Origin of the sequence: Pseudomonas sp. lyk4-TYG-107 (assembly GCF_030209055.1) — a bacterium.
GTDB lineage: Bacteria > Pseudomonadota > Gammaproteobacteria > Pseudomonadales > Pseudomonadaceae > Aquipseudomonas > Aquipseudomonas putida_A.
The window spans coordinates 28,754-51,705 of record NZ_JARVST010000028.1; the positions used below are offsets into that span (position 1 = coordinate 28,754).

23 protein-coding genes and 1 pseudogene are annotated in these 22,952 nt (G+C 60.4%); 20 read left to right on the forward strand and 4 right to left on the reverse strand.

The genetic code is table 11. From position 1 onward, the window contains the following. Positions 1-5 precede the first annotated feature (5 nt). From QRN61_RS22845 to fliJ, 7 genes are all read left to right on the forward strand, one after another. Positions 6-1,385, forward strand: coding sequence for a sigma-54-dependent transcriptional regulator (locus tag QRN61_RS22845; RefSeq protein ID WP_096796267.1), 1,380 nt, complete (start codon positions 6-8; stop codon positions 1,383-1,385). Between the two features lie 250 nt (positions 1,386-1,635). Then, positions 1,636-1,965, forward strand: coding sequence for a flagellar hook-basal body complex protein FliE (fliE, locus tag QRN61_RS22850; RefSeq protein ID WP_096796266.1), 330 nt, complete (start codon positions 1,636-1,638; stop codon positions 1,963-1,965). Between the two features lie 15 nt (positions 1,966-1,980). Further along, entirely contained in the window at positions 1,981-3,768 is a 1,788-nt protein-coding gene (gene fliF / locus QRN61_RS22855; RefSeq protein WP_027614236.1) for a flagellar basal-body MS-ring/collar protein FliF, read from the forward strand. Then, positions 3,761-4,780 (forward strand): flagellar motor switch protein FliG, encoded by a 1,020-nt coding sequence (gene fliG, locus QRN61_RS22860; protein WP_007920042.1) that lies wholly within the window; start codon positions 3,761-3,763, stop codon positions 4,778-4,780. The genes fliF and fliG overlap by 8 nt, the downstream gene beginning before the upstream one ends. Positions 4,781-4,784: 4 nt before the next feature. Further along, complete coding sequence (gene fliH, locus QRN61_RS22865; RefSeq protein WP_096796265.1) at positions 4,785-5,591, forward strand: flagellar assembly protein FliH; 807 nt, start codon at positions 4,785-4,787, stop codon at positions 5,589-5,591. After that, positions 5,581-6,939, forward strand: coding sequence for a flagellar protein export ATPase FliI (fliI, locus tag QRN61_RS22870; protein ID WP_007966241.1), 1,359 nt, complete (start codon positions 5,581-5,583; stop codon positions 6,937-6,939). The genes fliH and fliI overlap by 11 nt, the downstream gene beginning before the upstream one ends. Positions 6,940-6,945: 6 nt before the next feature. Next, positions 6,946-7,395 carry a flagellar export protein FliJ gene (gene fliJ / locus QRN61_RS22875; RefSeq protein ID WP_095139370.1) on the forward strand — a complete coding sequence of 150 codons (450 nt, stop codon included), beginning with the start codon at positions 6,946-6,948 and terminating at the stop codon, positions 7,393-7,395. Positions 7,396-7,430: 35 nt separating this feature from the next. Here the strand turns inward: fliJ and QRN61_RS22880 are convergent, their stop codons facing one another. Then, positions 7,431-7,775: a hypothetical protein gene (locus QRN61_RS22880; protein WP_285375591.1), complete on the reverse strand. Its 345-nt coding sequence runs from the start codon at positions 7,773-7,775 to the stop codon at positions 7,431-7,433. A gap of 135 nt (positions 7,776-7,910) precedes the next feature. On the opposite strand from QRN61_RS22880, the pseudogene QRN61_RS22885 reads away from it, so the two are divergent. The 13 genes and pseudogenes from QRN61_RS22885 to flhB form a co-directional block, all read left to right on the forward strand. Further along, a pseudogene (locus QRN61_RS22885) lies at positions 7,911-8,021 on the forward strand (flagellar export protein FliJ); the annotation flags it as partial. 193 nt (positions 8,022-8,214) lie between these two features. Continuing rightward, positions 8,215-8,520, forward strand: coding sequence for an STAS domain-containing protein (locus QRN61_RS22890; protein ID WP_166495475.1), 306 nt, complete (start codon positions 8,215-8,217; stop codon positions 8,518-8,520). Between the two features lie 5 nt (positions 8,521-8,525). After that, positions 8,526-10,223, forward strand: a complete 1,698-nt coding sequence (locus tag QRN61_RS22895) for an ATP-binding SpoIIE family protein phosphatase (RefSeq protein ID WP_285375594.1) — start codon at positions 8,526-8,528, stop codon at positions 10,221-10,223. A gap of 37 nt (positions 10,224-10,260) precedes the next feature. Beyond that, positions 10,261-10,608, forward strand: a complete 348-nt coding sequence (locus QRN61_RS22900) for an Hpt domain-containing protein (RefSeq protein WP_285375596.1) — start codon at positions 10,261-10,263, stop codon at positions 10,606-10,608. A gap of 106 nt (positions 10,609-10,714) precedes the next feature. Then, complete coding sequence (locus QRN61_RS22905) at positions 10,715-12,106, forward strand: flagellar hook-length control protein FliK (RefSeq protein WP_285375597.1); 1,392 nt, start codon at positions 10,715-10,717, stop codon at positions 12,104-12,106. Positions 12,107-12,319: 213 nt separating this feature from the next. Beyond that, positions 12,320-12,823, forward strand: coding sequence for a flagellar basal body-associated protein FliL (gene fliL, locus QRN61_RS22910; RefSeq protein ID WP_047599975.1), 504 nt, complete (start codon positions 12,320-12,322; stop codon positions 12,821-12,823). Between the two features lie 9 nt (positions 12,824-12,832). Further along, the gene (gene fliM / locus QRN61_RS22915; RefSeq protein WP_003222890.1) at positions 12,833-13,801 is read left to right on the forward strand and encodes a flagellar motor switch protein FliM; all 969 of its coding nucleotides are present in this window, start codon (positions 12,833-12,835) and stop codon (positions 13,799-13,801) included. Positions 13,802-13,856: 55 nt separating this feature from the next. Then, a complete protein-coding gene (gene fliN / locus QRN61_RS22920; protein ID WP_003222891.1) occupies positions 13,857-14,315 on the forward strand; it encodes a flagellar motor switch protein FliN in 459 nt (152 codons plus the stop codon). After that, complete coding sequence (gene fliO / locus QRN61_RS22925) at positions 14,316-14,768, forward strand: flagellar biosynthetic protein FliO (RefSeq protein WP_285375601.1); 453 nt, start codon at positions 14,316-14,318, stop codon at positions 14,766-14,768. Further along, positions 14,768-15,526, forward strand: coding sequence for a flagellar type III secretion system pore protein FliP (gene fliP / locus QRN61_RS22930; protein ID WP_003222895.1), 759 nt, complete (start codon positions 14,768-14,770; stop codon positions 15,524-15,526). Before fliO ends, fliP begins: the two co-directional genes overlap by 1 nt. Further along, positions 15,523-15,792, forward strand: coding sequence for a flagellar biosynthesis protein FliQ (gene fliQ / locus QRN61_RS22935; RefSeq protein WP_007920026.1), 270 nt, complete (start codon positions 15,523-15,525; stop codon positions 15,790-15,792). Before fliP ends, fliQ begins: the two co-directional genes overlap by 4 nt. Positions 15,793-15,795: 3 nt before the next feature. Beyond that, positions 15,796-16,581 carry a flagellar biosynthetic protein FliR gene (gene fliR / locus QRN61_RS22940; protein ID WP_027613914.1) on the forward strand — a complete coding sequence of 262 codons (786 nt, stop codon included), beginning with the start codon at positions 15,796-15,798 and terminating at the stop codon, positions 16,579-16,581. 3 nt (positions 16,582-16,584) lie between these two features. After that, positions 16,585-17,724 carry a flagellar biosynthesis protein FlhB gene (flhB, locus tag QRN61_RS22945; protein ID WP_097090136.1) on the forward strand — a complete coding sequence of 380 codons (1,140 nt, stop codon included), beginning with the start codon at positions 16,585-16,587 and terminating at the stop codon, positions 17,722-17,724. A 478-nt stretch (positions 17,725-18,202) separates the two neighbouring features. Here the strand turns inward: flhB and QRN61_RS22950 are convergent, their stop codons facing one another. From QRN61_RS22950 to QRN61_RS22960, 3 genes are all read right to left on the reverse strand, one after another. Next, on the reverse strand, positions 18,203-18,562 hold the full coding sequence (locus QRN61_RS22950) for a DUF6124 family protein (RefSeq protein WP_135295225.1): 360 nt from the start codon (positions 18,560-18,562) through the stop codon (positions 18,203-18,205). A gap of 480 nt (positions 18,563-19,042) precedes the next feature. Further along, positions 19,043-21,985: a hypothetical protein gene (locus QRN61_RS22955; protein ID WP_285375607.1), complete on the reverse strand. Its 2,943-nt coding sequence runs from the start codon at positions 21,983-21,985 to the stop codon at positions 19,043-19,045. A gap of 341 nt (positions 21,986-22,326) precedes the next feature. Further along, positions 22,327-22,686, reverse strand: a complete 360-nt coding sequence (locus QRN61_RS22960) for a DUF6124 family protein (protein WP_285375608.1) — start codon at positions 22,684-22,686, stop codon at positions 22,327-22,329. Positions 22,687-22,952 lie beyond the last annotated feature (266 nt).

A 22,952-nucleotide genomic window follows, 5' to 3' on the forward strand; every position in this document is an offset into this window, starting at 1 on the left:
ACGTCATGGGCATCAAGGTTTTGCTGGTCGAGGATGACCGCTCGTTGCGCGAAGCGCTGGCCGATACGCTGTTGCTGGCGGGCCACGACTACCATGCAGTCGGCAGCGCCGAAGAGGCGTTGCAGGCGGTCGAGCGCGAAGCGTTCAGTCTGGTGGTCAGCGACGTCAACATGCCCGGCATGGATGGCCATCAACTGCTCGGTTTGCTGCGTGCCCGGCAGCCGCAATTGCCGGTGTTGCTGATGACTGCGCACGGCGCGGTCGAGCGTGCGGTCGATGCGATGCGTCAGGGCGCGGCGGATTACCTGGTCAAGCCATTTGAACCCAAGGCGTTGCTGGATCTGGTGTCGCGGCATGCTCTGGGCTGCATCAGTGTGACGGAGAGTGAAGGTCCGGTGGCGGTCGAGCCGGCCAGTGCGCAGTTGCTCGAGCTGGCGGCGCGGGTGGCACGCAGTGATTCCACGGTACTGATTTCCGGCGAGTCCGGCACCGGCAAGGAAGTGTTGGCGCGTTACATCCACCAGCATTCCCATCGTGCCAATCAGCCGTTCATCGCGATCAACTGCGCGGCGATTCCTGACAACATGCTTGAAGCCACGCTGTTCGGTCACGAGAAGGGCTCGTTCACCGGCGCCATCGCGGCCCAGGCCGGCAAATTCGAGCAGGCCGATGGCGGCACCATTCTGCTCGACGAGATTTCCGAGATGCCCCTGGGCCTGCAAGCCAAGTTGCTGCGGGTGTTGCAGGAGCGCGAGGTCGAGCGCGTCGGCGCGCGCAAGCCGATCACCCTGGATATTCGCGTGGTCGCCACCACCAACCGTGATCTGGCCGGCGAAGTGGCGGCGGGGCGTTTCCGCGAAGACCTTTTTTACCGTCTGTCGGTTTTTCCTCTGGCCTGGCGTCCACTTCGCGAGCGCACTGCCGATATCTTGCCGCTGGCCGAGCGGTTGCTGAACAAACACGTCAATAAAATGAAGCATGCGGCGGCGAAACTTTCGCCAGAAGCCCAGGCTTGCCTGACCCACTACCCGTGGCCGGGCAACGTGCGTGAGCTGGATAACGCGATTCAACGGGCGCTGATTCTGCAGCAGGGCGGTTTGATCCAGCCGCAGGATTTCTGCCTGACCGGCGCAGTGACCTACACCGCGGCGCCGGTGCAGCCGTTGGTGCGCGAAATCGAAGTCGAGGCTGAATCCGCCGGGGCGCTGGGCGATGACCTGCGGCGCCGGGAGTTTCAGATGATCATCGACACCCTGCGCACCGAGCGTGGCCGGCGCAAGGAGGCTGCGGAAAAGCTCGGTATCAGCCCGCGTACCCTGCGTTACAAACTGGCGCAGATGCGTGATGCCGGGATGGACGTCGAAGGCTATCTGTTCGCTACCTGAAACTCGCCGCGAACAATGTGGGAGCGAGCCTGCTCGCGAAGAGGGCGTGTCATTCGAAGCTTATGTGCCTGACACAGCGCCTTCGCGAGCAGGCTCGCTCCCACAGTTGTTTTTCAGTGTTTGTAGTTGAGCCACAGCCTCTAGCCGCTTTTATGAAACAAGACCAGCCGAGCTGGCACCCTTGTTGCTAACACCTGTGTACCCGCCGAGTGAGTGTCAAAAAATTGCGGGCCGCCCAAGAGAGTAGACCATGAGCCAAGGTATTGAATTTAATCGGTTGATGATGGACATGAAGGCCATGAAAATGGACGCCATGGCCACGCCGAAAACGACTGCCGCCGTCCCTGAACTGGCAGGCAGCAGCTTTTCCGACATGCTCGGTCAGGCCATCAACAAAGTCAGCGATACCCAACAGGCGTCGACTCAGTTGGCCAACGCATTTGAAATCGGCAAGAGCGGCGTCGATCTGACGGACGTGATGATCGCCTCGCAGAAAGCCAGCGTGTCGTTCCAGGCTCTGACCCAGGTGCGCAACAAACTGGTTCAGGCTTATCAAGACATCATGCAGATGCCGGTTTAAGGACGAGATTGAGTCATGGCAGAAGCAGTCGCCGATAACGTTCCGGCCAAGGCCACCCCGATAGACGGCAAACCGCCGCTGTTCGGCCTGTCCTTCCTGGAAAACCTCTCCGAGATGACCATGCTGCGTCAGGTGGGCCTGTTGGTCGGCCTGGCTGCGAGCGTGGCGATTGGCTTTGCCGTGGTGCTGTGGTCGCAGCAGCCGGATTACCGTCCGTTGTACGGCAGCCTTGCCGGCATGGACGCCAAGCAGGTCATGGACACCCTGGCCTCCGCCGACATCCCTTACACCGTCGAGCCGAACTCCGGCGCCTTGCTGGTCAAGGCTGACGACCTGTCCCGTGCGCGGATGAAACTCGCGGCCGCTGGTGTCACTCCCAGCGACGGCAACATCGGTTTCGAAATTCTCGACAAGGAACAGGGTCTGGGCACCAGCCAGTTCATGGAAGCGACCCGTTACCGTCGCGGCCTCGAAGGCGAACTGGCGCGCACCATCTCCAGCCTGAACAACGTCAAGGGCGCCCGCGTGCACCTGGCGATTCCGAAAAGTTCGGTGTTCGTGCGTGATGAGCGCAAGCCAAGCGCTTCGGTACTGGTCGAGCTGTACTCCGGGCGTTCGCTGGAGCCGGGTCAGGTGGTGGCGATCATCAACCTGGTGGCGACCTCCGTGCCTGAATTGAGCAAATCGCAGATCACCGTCGTCGATCAGAAGGGCAACCTGCTCTCCGATCAGGCGGAAAACTCCGAAATGACCATGGCCGGCAAGCAGTTCGATTACAGCCGCCGCATGGAAAGCATGCTCACTCAGCGCGTGCACAACATTCTGCAACCGGTACTGGGCAACGATCGCTACAAGGCTGAAGTCTCGGCCGACATTGATTTCAGTGCCGTCGAATCGACTGCCGAGCAGTTCAACCCGGACCAGCCGGCGTTGCGCAGTGAGCAGTCGGTCAACGAACAACGCACCGCCAGCAATGGCCCGCAAGGTGTGCCGGGTGCCCTGAGCAACCAGCCGCCGGCGCCGGCTTCGGCCCCGCAAACCACCGGTGGCGCGCAAGGCTCTACCGGCATGATTCAGCCAGGTCAGCCACTGGTCGATGCCAACGGTCAGCAGATCATGGACCCGGCCACCGGCCAGCCAATGCTCGCGCCGTACCCGGCGGACAAGCGTCAACAATCCACCAAGAACTTCGAGCTCGACCGTTCCATCAGCCACACCAAACAGCAGCAGGGTCGCCTGAATCGTCTGTCGGTGTCGGTGGTGGTCGACGATCAGGTCAAGGTCAATGCGGCCAACGGTGAAACCACCCGCGCGCCGTGGAGCGCCGATGAACTGGCGCGCTTCACCCGTCTGGTGCAGGACGCGGTCGGCTTCGATGCCAGCCGTGGTGACAGCGTCAGCGTGATCAACATGCCGTTCTCCGCCGAACGCGGTGAAGTGGTTGCCGATATTCCGTTCTACTCCCAGCCATGGTTCTGGGACATCGTCAAACAAGTGCTGGGTGTGTTGTTCATCCTGGTGCTGGTGTTTGGTGTGCTGCGTCCGGTGTTGAACAACATCACCGGCGGCGGCAAAGGCAAGGAGCTGGCCGGTCTGGGCAGCGACGTGGAACTCGGTGGCATGGGCGGCCTGGACGGCGACCTGGCCAACGACCGCGTGAGCCTCGGTGGTCCGCAGAGCATTCTGTTGCCGAGCCCGAGTGAGGGTTACGACGCACAACTGAATGCAATCAAGAGCTTGGTGGCCGAGGATCCGGGTCGCGTGGCTCAGGTCGTGAAAGAGTGGATTAACGCAGATGAGTGATAACCGAGCCGCAACCGTCAAACTGAACAAGGTCGACAAAGCCGCGATTCTGCTGCTGTCCCTGGGTTCGACCGATGCCGCGCAAGTGCTGCGCCACATGGGCCCGAAAGAGGTTCAGCGGGTCGGTGTGGCCATGGCCCAGATGGGCAACGTCCATCGCGAGCAGGTCGAGCAGGTCATGAGCGAGTTCGTCGACATCGTCGGCGACCAGACCAGCCTCGGCGTCGGCTCCGACGACTACGTGCGCAAAATGCTCACCCAGGCGCTGGGTGAAGACAAGGCCAACGGCCTGATCGACCGCATCCTGCTCGGTGGCAACACCAGCGGCCTCGACAGCCTGAAATGGATGGAGCCGCGCGCCGTTGCCGACGTGATCCGTTACGAACACCCGCAGATCCAGGCGATCGTGGTGGCGTACCTCGACCCGGATCAGGCCGGTGAAGTACTGGGCAACTTCGACCACAAGGTGCGTCTGGACATCATCCTGCGCGTCTCGTCGTTGAATACCGTGCAACCGGCGGCGCTGAAAGAGCTGAACCAGATTCTCGAGAAGCAGTTCTCCGGCAACTCGAATGCCTCGCGCACCACCCTGGGTGGCATCAAGCGTGCGGCGGACATCATGAACTTCCTCGACAGCTCGATCGAAGGCCAGCTCATGGACTCGATCCGCGAAGTCGACGAAGACCTGTCCGGTCAGATCGAAGACCTCATGTTCGTGTTCAACAACCTCGCCGACGTCGACGACCGCGGCATCCAGGCGCTGTTGCGCGAAGTGTCCTCCGACGTGCTGGTGCTGGCCCTCAAGGGTTCGGACGAAGGCGTCAAAGAGAAGATCTTCAAGAACATGTCCAAGCGTGCGGCCGAACTGTTGCGCGACGACCTCGAAGCCAAAGGCCCGGTGCGCGTCAGCGACGTGGAAACCGCGCAGAAAGAAATCCTCACCATTGCCCGTCGCATGGCCGAAGCCGGCGAAATCGTGCTCGGTGGCAAGGGCGGCGAGGAAATGATCTAAGCCCATGGACAAGCATGACGAGTCAGTGACGGATCTGATCCGCGCCCGCGATGTCCGTGGTTTCGAATCCTGGGCACTGCCCAGCTTCGATCCGCCGAAACCGGAACCCGAGCCGGAACCGGAGCCCGAACCGCCGGAAATGGAAGAAGTGCCGCTGGAAGAAGTCCAGCCACTGACCCTGGAAGAACTCGAAAGCATCCGTCAGGAGGCTTACAACGAGGGCTTTGGCATCGGCGAGAAGGAAGGTTTTCACAGCGCCACCCTCAAGGTGCGTCAGGAAGCCGAAGTGGCGCTGGCGGCGAAACTGGCCAGCCTCGAGCAACTGATGACCCATCTGTTCGAGCCGATTGCCGAGCAAGACACGCAGATCGAAAAGTCGCTGGTCGACCTCGTGCAACACATCACCAGACAGGTGATCAAGCGCGAATTGGCCATCGATTCCAGCCAGATCGAACACGTCATGCGCGACGCGCTCAAGCTGCTGCCGTTGGGCGTGGACAACGTGCGTCTGTACGTCAATCCGCAGGACTTCGAGCAGGCCAAGGCCTTGCGCGAGCGTCATGAGGAATCCTGGCGCATTGTCGAAGACGACTCGCTGCTGCCGGGCGGGTGCCGGGTTGAAACCGAACACAGCCGCATCGACGCCAGCATCGAGACCCGCGTGACCCAGGTCATGGCCAAACTGTTCGACCAGTTGCACGAACAGGCTCTGCACCCGGCCGCGCCGGACCTGAGCCTGGACATTCCTGAAGAAAGCCAACTGGCGGCTGCGCCGCAAGAGCCGCTCGCGGACACCCCCGATGCGCCTTGAACGCACCAGTTTCGCCAAGCGCCTCAGCACCTATGCCGACGCCACTGAAATCGCCGGCGCGCCGATTCTCGAAGGCCGCCTGCTGCGTATGGTCGGCCTCACCCTCGAAGCCGAAGGCCTGCGCGCCGCCATGGGCACGCGCTGCCTGGTCATCAATGACGACAGTTATCACCCGTCCCAGGTGGAAGCGGAAGTCATGGGCTTCTCTGGCAGCAAAGTCTTTCTGATGCCGGTCGGCAGCGTCGCCGGCATTGCCCCGGGCGCCCGCGTGGTGCCGCTGGCCGAAACCGGTCGCCTGCCGATGGGCATGAGCATGCTCGGTCGCGTACTCGATGGCGCCGGACGCGCGCTGGACGGCAAGGGCGGGATGAAGGCTGAAGACTGGGTGCCGATGGACGGCCCGACGATCAACCCGCTCAACCGTGACCCGATCCACGAACCACTGGATGTCGGCATTCGTTGCATCAACGGTTTGCTGACGGTCGGGCGTGGTCAGCGTCTGGGTCTGTTCGCCGGTACCGGTGTCGGTAAATCGGTGCTGCTGGGCATGATGACCCGTTTCACCGAGGCCGACATTATCGTCGTCGGTCTGATCGGTGAGCGGGGTCGAGAAGTTAAGGAGTTCATCGAGCACATCCTCGGTGAAGAAGGCCTCAAGCGTTCGGTGGTCGTCGCCTCGCCGGCGGACGATGCGCCGCTGATGCGTCTGCGCGCGGCGATGTATTGCACGCGCATCGCCGAGTATTTCCGCGACAAGGGCAAGAACGTCCTGTTGCTGATGGATTCGCTGACCCGTTTCGCCCAGGCCCAGCGGGAAATCGCCCTGGCCATCGGTGAGCCGCCAGCGACCAAGGGTTATCCGCCTTCGGTGTTCGCCAAACTGCCGAAACTGGTGGAGCGCGCCGGTAATGCGGAAAAGGGCGGCGGTTCGATCACTGCGTTCTACACCGTATTGTCCGAAGGCGATGACCAGCAGGACCCGATTGCCGACTCGGCGCGGGGCGTGCTCGACGGCCACATCGTGTTGTCCCGGCGTCTGGCCGAGGAAGGGCACTACCCGGCCATCGACATCGAAGCGTCGATCAGCCGGGTGATGCCGGCCGTGGTCTCGGCGGAGCACATGCAGCGCGCGCAGTATTTCAAGCAGCTGTGGTCGCGCTATCAGCAGAGCCGCGACCTGATCAGCGTCGGCGCTTACGTTGCCGGTGGCGACCGCGAGACCGATCTGGCGATCTCGCTGCAACCGCAACTGACCCGCTACCAGCGCCAGGGCCTGAACGACAAGATCAACATGGGCGAGAGCCAGGCTTACCTCGAAACCCTGTTCGCGCCTGCGGCGGGCGGGTAACCGGCCATGGCCGTGAGCCGAGCTGCGCGCCTGGCGCCGGTGGTGGAAATGGCCGAACAGGCCGAGAAAACCGCCGTGCAACGCCTGGGTTACTTTCAAGGCCAGGTCAAAGTCGCTGAAAGCAAACTCGCCGACCTCGACGCCTTTCGTCTGGATTATCAGGAACAGTGGATCGTGCGCGGCAGCGACGGGGTTTCCGGGCAATGGCTGCTGGGGTATCACGGCTTTCTGGCGCAACTGGACACCGCGATCGACCAGCAGCGCCAGAGCCTGGTCTGGCACCAGAACAACCTGATCAAGGCGCGCGACGCCTGGCAGCAGGCGTTTGCCAAGGTTGAAGGCCTGCGCAAACTGGTACAGCGCTACCGCGAAGAGGCGCAACGCCTCGAAGACAAGCGCGAGCAGAAGCTGCTGGACGAGTTGTCGCAGCGTTTGCCGCGGCACGATCCGTATTAACGTGCCGCAGCAGTGGTGCTAGAGGATGGTCTGAGTCATTTGTCCAATATTGTGAAACTGAACATTGCGGAGAAACCTAGAAGCTCTGAGTCACTTACTACGGTGTAGAAAGCGAGTATCTGTTTGCCCAAAATATCCCAATGATTGACAGAATCGATATAAGCACCGTATGTCCCATGATCAGCAATGGTTGTATCAGTATGCAATGTGGGATAGGCGGCGTCGCACACCAGGTAAAACGTGATTAGTTCGCCTCCTTTACCAGTGTATTTTGCCTGCAAGGCGGAATCACCCTTTAGGTATTCATCATGAGTGATGATGCTTGGTGACGCGGTGTTACGCAGGGACGGTGCTTCGAAAAGTGCATTAGGCGATTTCATGATGCGTCCTTTGACCTGAGCGCAGCGAAATTGCTGCCGCTTGATTAAGGGCTATGCCTCTTTCCTCGATCTACTGTCAGATCTGACAGTGGCGACAAGCGGCAGTCGCGGAGTGGCTGCAGGGCATAGCTTCTCCTTCGCAAACGGGTGCAGCGCTACGGCGAAGAGGCGCAAGGCCTCGAAGACAAGCGCGAGCAGAAGCTGCTGGACCAGTTGTCGCAGCGCCTGCCGCGACACAACCCTTTTCAAATTGCCCAAAAACTCCCTGTGGGAGCGGGCTTGCTCGCGAAGGCGTCGTGTCAGTCAACACCTCAGTCAACTGACCGACTGCCTTCGCGAGCAAGCCCGCTCCCACATTTGCTTCTGCGCTGAGCCTTGCCCCAACCCTGTCCAGGTGCTAAACCTTGTACACGTTCGTCAATGACAAGGAAGCCAGTCAATGTCAGTCGTTACAGAAGTCTCTCCGGATGGTCAAAAACTGACGATTTCGGTCAAGGGGCGGTTCGATTTTGGGCGCCATCAGGAGTTTCGCGAGTCCTATGAGCGGCTTGACCAGAAACCCGACTCCATCGTGGTTGATCTGAAAGATGCCACCTACCTCGACAGCTCCGCGCTGGGCATGCTGCTTCTGCTGCGCGATCACGCCGGCGGCGACGACTCGGATGTACGCGTGATCAACAGCAACTCCGACGTGCGCAAGATCCTCGCCATCTCCAACTTCGACAAACTGTTCGACATCAGTTGACGGCCATGCAGGCGCAAGAGCCGCTGACGATCCTGATCGCCGAAGACAGTGCCGCCGACCGGTTACTGTTGTCGACCATCGTCCGCCGTCAGGGGCATGAAGTGCTGACCGCCGCCAATGGCGCCGAAGCGCTCGAGGTATTCAAGCGTCAGCCACCGCATCTGGTGCTGATGGACGCGATGATGCCGGTGATGGACGGCTTCGAAGCGGCGCGGCAGATCAAGGCGCTGGCGGGGGAAACCCTGGTGCCGATCATCTTTCTGACTTCGCTGACCGAAAGTGAAGCGCTGGCCCGTTGTCTGGAGGCGGGTGGCGACGACTTTCTGGCGAAGCCTTACAACCAGGTGATCCTCGCCGCCAAAATCAAGGCGATGGATCGCTTGCGCCGCTTGCAGGCCACGGTGCTGCAACAGCGTGACCTGATCGCCAGACATCACGATTACCTGCTCAACGAACAGCGCGTGGCCAAAGCGGTGTTCGACAAGGTCGCGCATTCCGGTTGCCTGAGTGCACCGAATATTCGTTATCTGCAATCGCCCTATGCGTTGTTCAACGGCGACCTGCTGCTGGCGGCCTACACCCCGGCCGGCGACATGCATGTGCTGCTCGGTGATTTCACCGGTCACGGATTGCCGGCGGCGGTGGGGGCGATGCCGCTGGCCGAAGTGTTTTACGGTATGACCGCCAAGGGTTACGGCCTGGCCGAGACCCTGCGCGAGATGAACGCCAAGCTCAAGCGCATCCTGCCGGTGGACATGTTCTGCTGCGCGACCATGCTTTGTCTGAGTTTTCAGCGGCGTTCGGTAGAGGTGTGGAACGGCGGCATGCCTGACGGTTATCTGCACCGGATCGCCACCGGCGAACGTATGCCGCTGGCGGCGCGCCATTTGCCGCTGGGGGTGCTCAGTCCGCAAGCGTTTGATGATCGCACCGAAGTACAGACCATGGCCGTGGGCGACCGGGTGTTCCTGCTGTCAGACGGGGTGATCGATACCACTGACGCCGACGACCGGTTGTTTGGTGTCGAGCGTTTGCAGCAGCTGTTCGCCGCCAATCGTGAGCCGGACAACCTGTTCGCCGAGATCGAGCAGGCCTTGCACGCCTTTCGCGGCGAGCCCCGCGACGATGTGAGCATGGTCGAGATCAGCTTGCTGGAGGCGGCGCAGGTGATGCCGTCGGCGCCGGTGTATTCCGACAGCGGTCAATCCTGTCCGCTGGATTGGTCGGTAGGTTTCGAGTTTCGCGGGGCGACGCTCAAACGCTTCAATCCTTTGCCGTATCTGCTGCAGTTGTTGCAGGAAGTGCACGGTTTGCGCACCCAGGGCGGGGCGATCTACAGCGTGCTCGCCGAGCTGTACTCCAACGCGTTGGAGCACGGTGTTCTTGGTCTGGATTCCAGCCTGAAGCGTGATGCCAGTGGCTTCGCTCGTTACTATGAACAGCGCAACGAGCGGCTCGAAGCCCAGCAGGACGGTTATGTGCGCGTGCATCTGCAGGTCAAGCCGCAAGGTGCCGGTGGTTGTCTGGTGATCCGCGTCGAGGACAGCGGCAAGGGTTTTGACGTGGCGCGGGTAATGGAGCGGCCGCTGGACGGTGTCCGTCTGTCGGGGCGCGGTGTCAGCCTGGTCCGGCAGTTGGGGCATAACGCCAGTTGGTCGGACGAAGGTCGCAGTGCTTGCGTGGAGTTTTTCTGGGAGGGTTGAGGCATAATTCGCCGATTCTTGATCAAGGAGTGAACAAGTGACTGACACACATATTGATCGCGAGGCGCTGAGCGTACTGCGCGAAGTCATGGAGGAGGGTTATCCGGAGCTTCTGGATACCTTTCTGGCCGATTCCGAAAGTCGCTTGGCTGAGCTGCAGAACACGGCGGATGCCAAGGCTTTGTCTGAAGTTGCCCACAGCTTCAAGGGCAGCGCCAGCAACATGGGAGCTGTCCGGTTGGCGGCGCTCTGCCAGGAGCTGGAATCGGAAGCCAAAAATAAAAGCCCCTCGGACATTGCCAGGCTGGTGGCTGACATCAGTGGCGAGTTCGCTGATGTGCGACCTGTCTACGAAGACGAACGCCTGCACGCCCTGACCCATTGATTCCCCCCGTCCGGCGCTTTTCGCAAGCGCCGGACAAATCTGGCCCGACACTTGCAATAATCCCCGTCAACTGTACCTACGATCCCAGTGCAGCGGAGACCGTGTCATGCCTGCGACCCCCAATGTTCTTCTTCAATCTGCCGCCCAGGCCAAGGCGCAAGCCGCCGCCGCGAAAACGCCGGTCATGGCCGCAGACACCGGGGACAAGGCCTCAAGCTTCGCTCAGGTGTTCGCCGATCAAGGCCCGAAAAAGACTCTTGCGAACTCTGACAGTTCGTTGAAACCGGCGCGCGACAAGGTTGCCGACAACAGCGACAAGAAAGATTTCGCCAAGGATAAGTCTGCCGCCACGCAACAGACTGTTGCCGATAGCGGCAATGCCTTGCCAGCCGACAAGACCGCGTCGACCACCACCGATGATCAGGCCGCCACTGACAAGGCCGCCGCCGATGCGGCCGCTGACAGCGCGCAGACGCCAGTGGCCGACACCACCCCGATGGATCCGGCGCTGGATCCGGCACTTGCGCAAACCGTGCAGCCGCTGGTGACCGCGCCGGTGGTGGCAGCGCCAGTCGCTGCAACACCGGAACCGGCCAAAACCGAAGCGCCGGTCGTGGCCGCCACTTTGGCGCCAGCCGTGGTCAAAGATCCGGCGGCATCAACCGATAGCGCGTTCGACCCGGCGGCCGATCCACTCGACTCGTTGCCGGCGCTGCGTATGGCGATGGAGCAGGGCGGGCACATTTCCGCCAGCAGCCAAGCCCAACCGAAAGCTACGCCGGCCCAGACTCAGGCCGACGGTGAATTGACTGCGGCGCAGAACTTCGCTGCCGGCATGGCGAGCATGCTCGACGTGCAGGCCGACAAGGACAGCACCAGTCAGAATGGTGAAAAGGCCTTCAGCGGCCTGATCGACGATGGCCTGAAAGATCTGAAGGCTGCTACCAGCGACACCCGTGTCGATGATTTCGCCAACCGTCTGGCGGCGCTGACTCAGGCGGCCACTCCGAAAACCGCGAACGCGGTGCCGGTGAATCAACCGATCGCCATGCATCAGAGCGGCTGGACCGAAGAAATCGTCAACCGCGTCATGTACCTGTCCAGCGCCAACCTGAAGGCGGCGGATATTCAATTGCAGCCGGCGGAACTGGGGCGTCTGGATATTCGGGTCAACATGGTTCCGGACCAGCAGACCCAGGTGACCTTCATGAGCGCGCACCCAAGCGTGCGCGAAGCGCTCGACGGTCAGATGCATCGCTTGCGTGACATGTTCACCCAGCAGGGCATGGGCCAGGTCGACGTCAATGTCTCCGACCAGAGCCGTGGCTGGCAGGGGCAGGGTCAGGAACAGGCGCAGCAAGGCCAGAGCGGACGCACCAGCGCTGCAGGTGGTCGACTGGATTCGGCGGAAGAAGAATTGGCGCCTGTGAGCGTGGCTGAAGCCGCTGCACAAACCACCAGCGTGATCGGCAGCAGCGCCGTCGACTATTACGCCTGATACAACGCTGTATCCCCCCTGTGGGAGCGGGCTTGCTCGCGAATGCGGTTGTTCAATCGACATCAATGTCGGCTGACACACCGCATTCGCGAGCAAGCCCGCTCCCACATTGGTTTTAGAGCGCTCTCCAGTGTGCTCCGACACTTCTGGCATAACACTTGCTCTTGCCTTGCCGTGCGACTGTGAAAACCCGATTAGTGACGGATTATTGGCATGGCGAAGAGCGAAGCAGCAGCTGTAAAAGACCCCGCGACCAAAGGCAAACTCAAGATGATCATTCTGATCGTGGTGGCTTTGCTGCTGGCGATCGGTGTGTCCGTGGGCGCGACCTGGTACTTCATGCACAGCGCTCAGAGCAAGCCTGCCGCAGCGGCCGAGGCTGCGCCGGTCGGCAAGCAACCGGCGATCTTCGAGCCGATGGCGCCGGCGTTTGTCGCCAACTACAACCAGAACGGCCGTCAGCGCTACATGCAGGTGAGCATCACCATGCTGGCGCGTAACCAGGCCGATCTGGAAGCGCTCAAAGTGCACATGCCGGTGATCCGCAACAACCTGGTGATGCTCTTCTCCGGTCAGGATTTCGCCACGCTGGCGACCCCGGTCGGCCAGGAGATGTTGCGCCAGAAGGCTACCGCCAGCGTCCAGGAAGTGGCGCAGAAAGAGCTGGGCAAAGTGGTGATCGAACAGTTGCTTTTCACTAATTTCGTACTGCAGTAGGAACACGACATGGCCGTGCAGGATCTGCTGTCCCAGGATGAAATCGACGCGCTGTTGCATGGCGTCGACGATGGTCTGGTACAGACCGATAACGCTGCCGAACCCGGCAGTGTCAAAAGCTACGACCTGACCAGCCAGGATCGCATCGTCCGTGGACGCATGCCGACTCTGGAGATGATCAACGAGCGTTTTGCCCGTTACACCCGCATCAGCATGTTCAACATGCTGCGCCGCTCGGCGGACGTTGCCGTCGGTGGCGTCCAGGTGATGAAGTTCGGCGAATACGTGCACTCGCTGTACGTGCCGACCAGCCTCAACCTGGTCAAGATCAAACCGCTGCGCGGCACCGCGCTGTTCATCCTTGACGCCAAACTGGTGTTCAAACTGGTGGACAACTTCTTCGGCGGCGACGGCCGTCACGCCAAGATCGAGGGGCGTGAATTCACCCCGACCGAATTGCGTGTGGTGCGCATGGTGCTGGAGCAGGCGTTCGTCGATCTGAAGGAAGCCTGGCAGGCGATCATGGAAGTCAATTTCGAGTACATCAACTCGGAAGTGAACCCGGCCATGGCGAACATCGTCGGCCCGAGCGAAGCGATCGTGGTCTCCACCTTCCACATCGAACTCGATGGCGGTGGCGGCGACCTGCACGTGACCATGCCGTACTCGATGATCGAGCCGGTGCGTGAAATGCTCGATGCCGGTTTCCAGTCGGACCTCGACGATCAGGACGAGCGCTGGGTCAACGCCCTGCGTCAGGACGTGCTCGATGTCGATGTACCGATCGGCGCCACTGTGGCTCGCCGCCAGTTGAAGCTGCGCGACATCCTGCACATGCAGCCGGGGGATGTGATCCCGGTCGAGATGCCGGAAGACATGATCATGCGCGCCAACGGCGTACCGGCCTTCAAGGTCAAGATGGGCTCGCACAAAGGCAACCTCGCGTTGCAGGTGATCGAGCCGATCGAGCGTCGCTGAAGCGGCGCTTTTCCCCCACGCATTTAACTGAATTGTTGCCCGCCGAGGACAAATGATGAACGACGAAATGAACGCCCAGGACGATCAGGCACTGGCCGACGAATGGGCTGCGGCCCTGGAAGAGACCGGTGATGGCAGCCAGGCCGACATCGACGCGCTGCTGGCCGCCGACGCTGGCGCTGCAAGCTCCAACCGTCTGCCGATGGAAGAGTTCGGCAGCGTGCCGAAGAACAACGATCCGGTGACCCTGGACGGTCCGAACCTGGACGTGATCCTCGACATCCCGGTGTCGATCTCGATGGAAGTGGGCAGCACCGACATCAACATCCGTAACCTGCTGCAACTGAACCAGGGTTCGGTGATCGAGCTCGATCGTCTGGCCGGCGAGCCGCTGGACGTACTGGTCAACGGTACGCTGATCGCGCACGGTGAAGTGGTGGTGGTCAACGAGAAGTTCGGCATCCGCCTGACCGACGTGATCAGCCCAAGCGAACGCATCAAGAAGCTGCGCTGAGTGAAACGGTTTCTCAGGGCTTTGCTGGCACTGCCATTGAGCGTGCTGGCCGCCGAGCCGTCGACGGCGACGACCGTGCCTGCTGCCACCGCGCCGATGGTCAGCAGCGGCGTGGCCGGGCAACTGACGCAACTGGTGTTCGGTCTGTTGCTGGTGCTGGGCTTGATCTTCTTCCTCGCCTGGCTGCTGCGCCGGGTGCAGCAGACAGGGCCGGCGGGCAAGGGCCAGGTGATCGAGCTGATCGGCTCCCGCGCACTCGGTCCGCGTGACCGGTTGATGCTGGTGCAGGTCGGCAACGAGCAGATTCTGCTCGGCTTGAGCCCCGGCACCATCACCGCGCTGCACGTGCTCAAGGAGCCGGTGCCAGTGCCGAGCAGCAGCGAAAAAGCGACCCCGGAATTTGCCCAGCATCTGCTGAAGATTCTCGGCAAGGATCAGAAGGATAAGAAGTAATGGGTGCGCTACGCATCGTCTTGACGCTGGCCTTGATGCTGGCCGCGCCGCTGGCGTTCGCCGCCGATCCGTTGTCGATCCCGGCGATCACGCTGGGCACCAACGCCGATGGCGCGCAGGAGTATTCGGTCAGCCTGCAGATCCTGCTGATCATGACGGCGCTGAGCTTCATTCCGGCGGCCGTGATTCTGATGACCAGTTTCACCCGGATCATCATCGTCTTCTCGATCCTGCGTCAGGCCCTCGGCCTGCAGCAGACGCCGTCGAACCAGATCCTCACCGGCATGGCCCTGTTCCTCACCATGTTCATCATGGCCCCGGTGTTCGATCGGGTGAACAACGATGCGCTGCAGCCGTATCTGGCGGAAAAACTCACCGCGCAGCAGGCGGTGGAAAAGGCTCAGGTACCGATCAAGGACTTCATGCTCGCCCAGACCCGCACCAGCGATCTGGAGCTGTTCATGCGTCTGTCCAAGCGCACCGACATTGCCACCCCGGATCAGGCGCCGCTGACCATTCTGGTGCCGGCGTTTGTCACTTCCGAGCTTAAAACCGCCTTCCAGATCGGCTTCATGATCTTCATTCCGTTCCTGATCATCGACCTGGTCGTGGCCAGTGTGCTGATGGCGATGGGTATGATGATGCTCTCGCCGCTGATCATTTCGCTGCCGTTCAAGATCATGCTGTTCGTGCTGGTGGATGGCTGGGCGCTGATTATCGGCACCCTGGCCAGCAGTTTCGGAGGTGTCTCGCCATGACGCCGGAAGTTGCGGTCGATATCTTTCGTGAAGCCCTTTGGCTGACCACATTGATGGTCGCGATTCTGGTGGTGCCGAGCCTGTTGGTCGGTTTGTTGGTGGCGATGTTTCAGGCGGCGACGCAGATCAACGAACAGACCCTGAGCTTCCTGCCGCGTCTGCTGGTGATGCTGGTGACGCTGATAGTCGCCGGTCCGTGGATCGTGCAGACGTTCATGGAATACATCATTCAGTTGTACAAAAACATTCCGATGGTCATCGGCTAAGCCATGCAGTCGCTGCTTCAGCTGACCGACACCCAGATCAGTACCTGGGTGGCGTCGTTCATGTTGCCGCTGTTTCGCGTCGCCTCGATGCTGATGGTCATGCCGGTGTTCGGCACCACGCTGGTGTCGCGGCGGATACGCCTGTATTTCGCCGTGGCCATCACCGTATGCATTGCCCCGGGGCTGCCGCCGATGCCGGACGTCAGTCCGCTTGCTCTCAGCGGCTGGTTGCTGATTGCCGAGCAGATTCTGGTCGGTGCGGTGCTGGGGTTTTCCCTGCAACTGTTTTTCCAGGCATTTGCCGTGGCCGGGCAGATTGTCGCGATCCAGATGGGCATGGGTTTCGCCTCGATGGTCGACCCGGCCAACGGCGTCTCGGTGGCGGTGATCGGGCAGTTCTTCACCATGCTGGTGACCTTGCTGTTCCTGTCAATGAACGGCCACCTGGTGGTCTTCGAAGTCCTCACCGAAAGCTTCACCACGCTGCCGGTCGGCGGCGGCTTGATGACGGCGCAATACTGGGAGCTGGCCGGCAAGCTAGGCTGGGTTCTCGGGGCGGCGTTGTTGCTGGTGCTGCCGGCAGTCACTGCGCTGCTGGTGGTCAACATCGCGTTCGGCGTGATGACCCGCGCCGCGCCGCAGTTGAACATTTTCTCCATCGGTTTCCCGCTGACTCTGGTGCTGGGCCTGTTCATCGTCTGGGTCGGTCTGGCGGACATCCTCAATCAGTATCAACCGCTGGCCTCCGAGGCCTTGCAGTTGTTACGCGAACTGGCACGGGCGCGCTGAGCCATGGCAGAGAGCGAAAGCGGTCAGGACAAAACAGAAGACCCCACGGACAAACGCAAAAAAGACTCCCGTGAGAAGGGTGAGATTGCCCGCTCCAAAGAGCTCAACACCCTCGCCGTGATGATGGCCGGTGCCGGTGCGCTGCTGGTGTTCGGCGGCATGCTGGCCGAAGACCTGATGGAGCTGATGCGCCTGAACTTCACCCTCTCGCGCGAAGTGATCATGGACCAGGGGGCCATGGGCAGGTTCCTGTTGCAGTCGGGTCAGATGGCACTGTTGGCGATCCAGCCGATCATGATCACCCTGTTGCTGGCGGCGCTGATCGGGCCGATCTCCCTCGGTGGCTGGCTGTTTGCCGCCGGTTCCATGGCACCCAAATTCAGCCGGATGAACCCGGCCGCGGGCCTGAAGCGGATGTTCTCGTTCAAGGCGGTGGTCGAACTGCTCAAGGCGCTGGCCAAATTTCTGATCACCCTGGGGGTGGCGTTGGCGGTGTTGTCGGCGGATGTCGATGATTTCTTGCGGATCGCCCACGAGCCGCTCGAAATGGCGATCATTCACAGCGTCACGCTGGTCGGCTGGAGTACGTTGTGGCTGGCCTGCGGCCTGATCATCATTGCCGCCGTCGACGTGCCGGTGCAGCTCTGGGAAGCGCACAAGAAACTGCTGATGACCAAGCAGGAAGTGCGCGACGAGCACAAGGATCAGGAAGGCCGGCCAGAGGTCAAACAGCGCATTCGCCAGACTCAGCGCGAGATGTCGCAGCGGCGGATGATGGCGGCGATTCCCGACGCCGACGTGGTCATCACCAACCCGACCCACTACGCCGTCGCGCTCAAGTACGACTCGGAGAAGGGCGGCGCGCCGGTGTTGCTGGCCAAGGGCAGCGACTTCCTCGCGCTGAAGATTCGCGAAATCGCCGTCGCCAACAACGTCATGCTCCTCGAATCGCCGGGGCTGGCGCGCTCGATCTACTACTCCACCGAACTCGAGCAGGAAATCCCCGGCGGCCTGTACCTGGCGGTCGCCCAGGTGCTGGCCTACGTCTACCAGATCCGCCAGTACCGCGCCGGCAAGGGCAAACGCCCGGATCCACTGAAAGACGATCTGCCGATCCCGCCGGATCTGCGGCGCGATTCCTGACTTGACAGTGACACAATAAAAACCGCCATCCCGATTGAACGGGGCGGCGGTTTTTTATGCCTGACCCAAAGATATTTCGGCTCCTGCCGCGGTCATTGTGGTGAGGGGATTTATCCCCGATGGGCTGCACAGCGGCCCCAGACTTCAATCTTTCAGAAATACCGCGAGTTCAGGTTTTACGACTGCTGCGCAGCCGAGCGGGAGCAAGCTCCCTCGCCACAGGTTCTTGCCTGCCTTCTTAGCCCGGTAATTCCAGATTATCCAGCGCCCGATTCACCGCCAGCTCCCCCGCCTGACCCAATGAAACGTCGGCTCCTGCCGCAGTCACTGTGGCGAGGGAGCTTGCTCCCGCTGGGCTGCGCAGCAGACCCAAATCCTGTCACTGCAAATTTTCAGAAATACCGCGAGTTCAGGGTTTACGGCTGCTGCGCAACCGATCGGGGATGAATCCCCTCGCCACAGGTTCTTGCCTGCCTTCTTAGCCCGGCAACTGCAGATTATCCAGCGCCCGATTCACCGCCAGCTCGCCAAGCATGATCAGTTGCGCGATGCCCAACAGAGTCCTGCGCTGCGACGCCGGTATGAGGTGGGCGAAGTCATTGGCGATGGTTCTGGCCGAGGCGAGTGTTTCGCAGGCATCGGCCAGCAGTTCTTCGTTTTTGAAGTCTGCGGTCACGGCATACATCGAGCGGGTTTTGCGTTGAATGGGCGTGGCGCCGGGAGAGCAGAGGTAGTGGTCGAGGGCGCGGTCAGCCGCTTCGTGGAGCTTTTTTGAATCGAGGGATTCGTAGGGGGAGGTGGCGTCGGTTTCGGGTGGGTTGGGTGTTGGTTTGCTCATGGTGAAGCTCCTTTGAAGTGGAGCCGCTACAACCTGTCGCTAAACAGGAGGGGTGGCGGCTGTACGCAGGTTAGCGAACCGGTCAAAGGCACCCGGCAGACCCGAAGGTCTCCCGCATACAGCCACCATGACGAAATCGCGAAAATTCAGATCCGCAACGAAGCCTGGAACGCTGATGCACCTTTGACTTGAATTCGAGTCGCTAAACCCGATCGCTGATTCGTCAGCGACCGATCCACAATAGAGCCCGACCCCAAGGTGCACAAGCCGGCGGATTCTGGCGTAGCTGTAGGCAATGGCGCAAGGACGTGTAGCCTTGGAGACGTGTCTGGAGGTGTCTTTTAAACATCTGAGTTTAAGAAGTAAAAGATCGCGTGACTGTCTCTGAGAGCTATCCCATCAGGCCCTTAGGATTCGTCGTTATGCCGAGCATGACGGCATGCGCAATGCTCAGCGGTATGACGACAAAGAAAAAGTTGCTCAATAGATCATTGAGAAGTTATCTAGAAATGAGGCGCGATCTCCGTCTTTTATGTCTATAAATTTAATTCTCCTACCTGGTGTTTCTGTTATGTCGACCCATGCTTTGGGGCTTCCACCATATGGTGGAGTGGTTTGCGATTTAATTATTTGTAGGTCTTCGTCGTAGCATGTGCATGATGACTGTCTTTTATCAATGCAGGCTATGCCGAATTTAATGCTTTTTGCTGGATGTTTTAGTGTGAATCTTAGAATTCCGCGGTCGTAAATGTAAAAAAATTTTCCTGCTATCTGAGGGCCTAAAGTAGTGCTCTCACGAGAGAATAAAACTAATCCTGCCACTATCGTAACGGTCATGCTTGGGAAATCCATAACTGTTCCAACGGGCCACTGACCCACTGATCCTGTCTCGAAATCCTCGAATGTTAGTAAAGGAGGATTTTTCAATAATTTTAAATTCAATGGTGGAAATATAATAGGTGTCAAATTGCTGGCGGGGATCGGCGATACTTCTAAAGAAATCTTCAATTCAGTATCGTGTCCCAGACTTAACAACTGCTCTCTGGTCAGTGTCTGTTTTATTCCAGAGGTTTTTTCCGTATCTGTTATTTTGTGATTGGTCAATATCGGGATTGTGCAGTCGTCATCATTGTCGTCTTTTCCCGAAAGTTTAAGTTGTACGATGTTATCAGTGCTGATTCCTGTCCATGGCAGCACGGTAACCTCGGCGTTTCCTTCAAAAGAATTCAAATCCAGCACGTTGTCATCCGATGCCTGTGGAATTTTCGGCGAGGGTAGCCGTGGATCTTCATCTGTGATCTTCAGCAAAGTCACCCTGGTCGCATCTGATTCACCCGCTTGTTCATCATTGCGATTCAAATCCCAGCGCAATTCGATCACCTTGCCATGTCGCGCCGCCAAAAACGCGGGGCTCAATACTGTATCCACCCGCTTGTTGTTGAACTCCACCAAAGGAAACGGTGGCGTGCCTGCTGGGGGATCGACCTCCACCAGGCATGCCTGGTCGCCGCTCAATGCTTCTGGGTATTCGATGCGCACCGTCACCCCGTTCGGGTAGGCCAGGACATCAATCGGATCGGTGGCCGGTGCTACAAGGAACGGTGGCGGTAGCTCCCCCAGCGCCGTCCCGATGCGCAACGTCAACTCATGAGAATGCCCCAGCGTCTCGCCCGCCCGCTGAATGCTGTAATCGGCGACCACCGTACCGTTCAGGTTGGTGGTCACGTATTTTTTCTCAACGGTAATCCGCACAGGCCTGCCGGCGGTGGCGGGGATGAGGTCGACATGGTCGCTGACGCTACCGCCGCTGGCAGAGCCGCGCCAACGGTAGTTCACACGATCCTTGTCGCGGGTGCCGAGGTACGGCACCACCAGCGTGGCACCGGTGGGTGGCACGTTGTCCGGATCGAGCACGTCGTTGGCATTTGCGCCCTCGACTTCCGGCCGGTCGAACGTCGGCAGGGCGACGCCGACCTGCATCATGAACGGCAGCGACTCGCGAACGCTCAACAGCCCCGTTTCGCTGTTGGTGACGACGTAATAGACCTTGACGTTCAGGCCGTTGAAACGCTGGATTTCGGCATTGCTCACGCTGCGCAGAACGGGCTGATTGTCCGCTACGTTGCCGACCGGGCGGGGATCTTCGTAATAAACGGTGTCGTTACCGGGCGCCTGGGCCGACCAGATCAGGTTGATCAGGTCGCTGCTGTTGCGACCGGGATACCAAGGGATCTGCACGGTTGCCCAGCGCGTTTCGGGTGGCAACGTTCCGCCCGGTGCCTCGTCGACGGTAGGGGCAACTAACTGGCTGATGTCGCCAATCACGGTGACGCTGGCATTTTTTGAGCGGCGGTCGCTTTCATCGCTGCGACGGCGCACATAGCCGACCGAGGCTGCGCCTTTGGCGATGGCTTTGACGGCGGCATTGGGGATGGGGAAATCGAGTTGGAAGGGTACGTACGACACCTCTTTCTCCAGCGGCCCGACGATGATCTGCGAGCCTTGCGCCGGGGTGCCGATCCAGGTCAGGAGCACCTTGTCGCCCACCGCAAAATCGTCCTTGGTGATGTACACGCGGGCGATCACATCGTCATCCTCGAGCTGGTCGAGGTCGATGCTGTCGGTTGGAATGCCGTTGACCAGCACCTGCGGTTCGTCCAGCCGATTGCCCCCCAGGTCCACCAGCATATGACGCGTCGCCGACCACGGCGCGCGTTCGTCCGGGAAGTTACCGCAGCGATCGATGACTTGATAAGCCACCGCGACACGATAACCGTCCCCGGCGTCGTCGATAACGGCGCGGCTGAAGACAACCTCGATCGGGTTTCTGATCGGGTCCTGGGCCTGTTCCGGCGTAACGACATGCACCTCTTGCTGGCTGCCCCAGCGGGCGAGAATGCGGTCGTATCGGGTGAGGTTGCGGTAGGGCACGATGTGCATCGTCACCCCGCTGGGCGGCAGGTTTTCATCGACCTCGTCATGAGAGAGGGAGAACTTGAGATCGGAGTGGCCGTCATCGCCGGGAATGTCATCGTACTCGCCGGGACGCGTGAGTTTGACCAGCAGTGTCATGACCGGTTTCGAGTCCTCCGGGGCGCCCTGGTTCTTGCGCGTGATCCGGTAGAACACTGGCGTGGCATCCCCCTCAAGTACCTGGCCCTTGGCAATGGTGAAAACCAGGTCCTGGTTGAGCTCGGCATCGTGCTCTAGGGTCTTGCTCCAGACCGCGGCGCTGTCATTGCCCCAGAACACCTCGGCCAGATCGCCAATGGACATGGTCAGCCAGGCGGGGATGATGCCTTGCAGATCGCCTTCCACGGCTCTGATGGGTATGCCGCCGTCATAGTGTTCGGCAGGGCTGAGGTTGACCAGTGCCGGAAAATACGGAGGTCTGAGGGCTCGAGGGGGTTGCTGGCTGGACATTTGGCGAACTCCGGTCGGGGGGCTGGGTGACGGAGTTATTGAGCGCGCGTTGGAGGAATTAGGCACCTGTCAGATCTGACAGGTGCCGGCGGGTTTCCGACAAGTGGTCATGTGGGCTGAAGGAAAGAGGCGACAAACCGCAGCCCGGTTATGAGGTGGCGGTTTTTTTATGCCTGGAGACATGTGTCGGCTGTGAGGTCGCTTTCGCGAGCAAGCTCGCTCCCACAGGTTCGGCGTGCAGGCACAGGTTTGTGATCGACACCAATCCCTGTGGGAGCGGGCTTGCTCGCGAAGACGTCAGCAGCCACAACGCTTCATTCAAGGCTTGTCACCGATTCCTGCTACTGCGGCAACCCCAGATTATCCAGCGCCCGATTCACCGCCAACTCGCCGAGCATGATCAGTTGCGCGATGCCCAGCAGCGTCCTGCGCTGCGACGCCGGTATCAGATGGGCGAAGTCATTGGCGATGGTTCTGGCCGAGGCGAGTGTTTCGCAGGCATCGGCCAGCAGTTCTTCGTTTTTGAAGTCTGCGGTCACGGCATACATCGAGCGGGTTTTGCGTTGAATGGGCGTGGTGCCGGGCGAGCAGAGGTAGTGGTCGAGGGCGCGGTCGGCGGCTTCGTGGAGCTTTTTTGAATCGAGTGATTCGTAGGGGGAGGTGGCGTCGGTTTCGGGTGGGTTGGGTGTTGGTTTGATCATGGTGAAGCTCCTAGAGTCGACGGAGCTGCCACATTTCGCTGCGATACGAAAGGGAGGTGGCAGCCATACGCGGGTCGCAGACCGGGACTCTAGAACCGGCAGACCCAAAGGTCTCCCACGTACAGCCGCCATAAAACGAGGACGGAAGTTGTGCGTCTAGAAATCAGCGGGCTGCGAGACCCGATCGCTGATTCGTCAGCGACTGATCCACAATAGAACCCGCCCCCAAGGCGCACAAGCCGGCGGATTCTGGCGTAGCTGTAGGC

What these genes read in the sequence shown, in the direction of transcription:
- QRN61_RS22960 (WP_285375608.1), bottom strand. Translation starts at nt 22,686, where the DNA reads ATGATCAAACCAACACCCAACCCACCCGAAACCGACGCCACCTCCCCC.
- fliL (WP_047599975.1), top strand. Translation starts at nt 12,320, where the DNA reads ATGGCGAAGAGCGAAGCAGCAGCTGTAAAAGACCCCGCGACCAAAGGC.
- QRN61_RS22895 (WP_285375594.1), top strand. Translation starts at nt 8,526, where the DNA reads ATGCAGGCGCAAGAGCCGCTGACGATCCTGATCGCCGAAGACAGTGCC.
- fliI (WP_007966241.1), top strand. Translation starts at nt 5,581, where the DNA reads ATGCGCCTTGAACGCACCAGTTTCGCCAAGCGCCTCAGCACCTATGCC.
- fliR (WP_027613914.1), top strand. Translation starts at nt 15,796, where the DNA reads ATGCAGTCGCTGCTTCAGCTGACCGACACCCAGATCAGTACCTGGGTG.
- fliQ (WP_007920026.1), top strand. Translation starts at nt 15,523, where the DNA reads ATGACGCCGGAAGTTGCGGTCGATATCTTTCGTGAAGCCCTTTGGCTG.
- fliH (WP_096796265.1), top strand. Translation starts at nt 4,785, where the DNA reads ATGGACAAGCATGACGAGTCAGTGACGGATCTGATCCGCGCCCGCGAT.
- fliJ (WP_095139370.1), top strand. Translation starts at nt 6,946, where the DNA reads ATGGCCGTGAGCCGAGCTGCGCGCCTGGCGCCGGTGGTGGAAATGGCC.
- QRN61_RS22905 (WP_285375597.1), top strand. Translation starts at nt 10,715, where the DNA reads ATGCCTGCGACCCCCAATGTTCTTCTTCAATCTGCCGCCCAGGCCAAG.
- fliM (WP_003222890.1), top strand. Translation starts at nt 12,833, where the DNA reads ATGGCCGTGCAGGATCTGCTGTCCCAGGATGAAATCGACGCGCTGTTG.
- fliG (WP_007920042.1), top strand. Translation starts at nt 3,761, where the DNA reads ATGAGTGATAACCGAGCCGCAACCGTCAAACTGAACAAGGTCGACAAA.
- QRN61_RS22955 (WP_285375607.1), bottom strand. Translation starts at nt 21,985, where the DNA reads ATGTCCAGCCAGCAACCCCCTCGAGCCCTCAGACCTCCGTATTTTCCG.
- fliE (WP_096796266.1), top strand. Translation starts at nt 1,636, where the DNA reads ATGAGCCAAGGTATTGAATTTAATCGGTTGATGATGGACATGAAGGCC.
- QRN61_RS22950 (WP_135295225.1), bottom strand. Translation starts at nt 18,562, where the DNA reads ATGAGCAAACCAACACCCAACCCACCCGAAACCGACGCCACCTCCCCC.
- QRN61_RS22890 (WP_166495475.1), top strand. Translation starts at nt 8,215, where the DNA reads ATGTCAGTCGTTACAGAAGTCTCTCCGGATGGTCAAAAACTGACGATT.
- flhB (WP_097090136.1), top strand. Translation starts at nt 16,585, where the DNA reads ATGGCAGAGAGCGAAAGCGGTCAGGACAAAACAGAAGACCCCACGGAC.
- fliP (WP_003222895.1), top strand. Translation starts at nt 14,768, where the DNA reads ATGGGTGCGCTACGCATCGTCTTGACGCTGGCCTTGATGCTGGCCGCG.
- QRN61_RS22845 (WP_096796267.1), top strand. Translation starts at nt 6, where the DNA reads ATGGGCATCAAGGTTTTGCTGGTCGAGGATGACCGCTCGTTGCGCGAA.
- QRN61_RS22880 (WP_285375591.1), bottom strand. Translation starts at nt 7,775, where the DNA reads ATGAAATCGCCTAATGCACTTTTCGAAGCACCGTCCCTGCGTAACACC.
- fliF (WP_027614236.1), top strand. Translation starts at nt 1,981, where the DNA reads ATGGCAGAAGCAGTCGCCGATAACGTTCCGGCCAAGGCCACCCCGATA.
- fliN (WP_003222891.1), top strand. Translation starts at nt 13,857, where the DNA reads ATGAACGACGAAATGAACGCCCAGGACGATCAGGCACTGGCCGACGAA.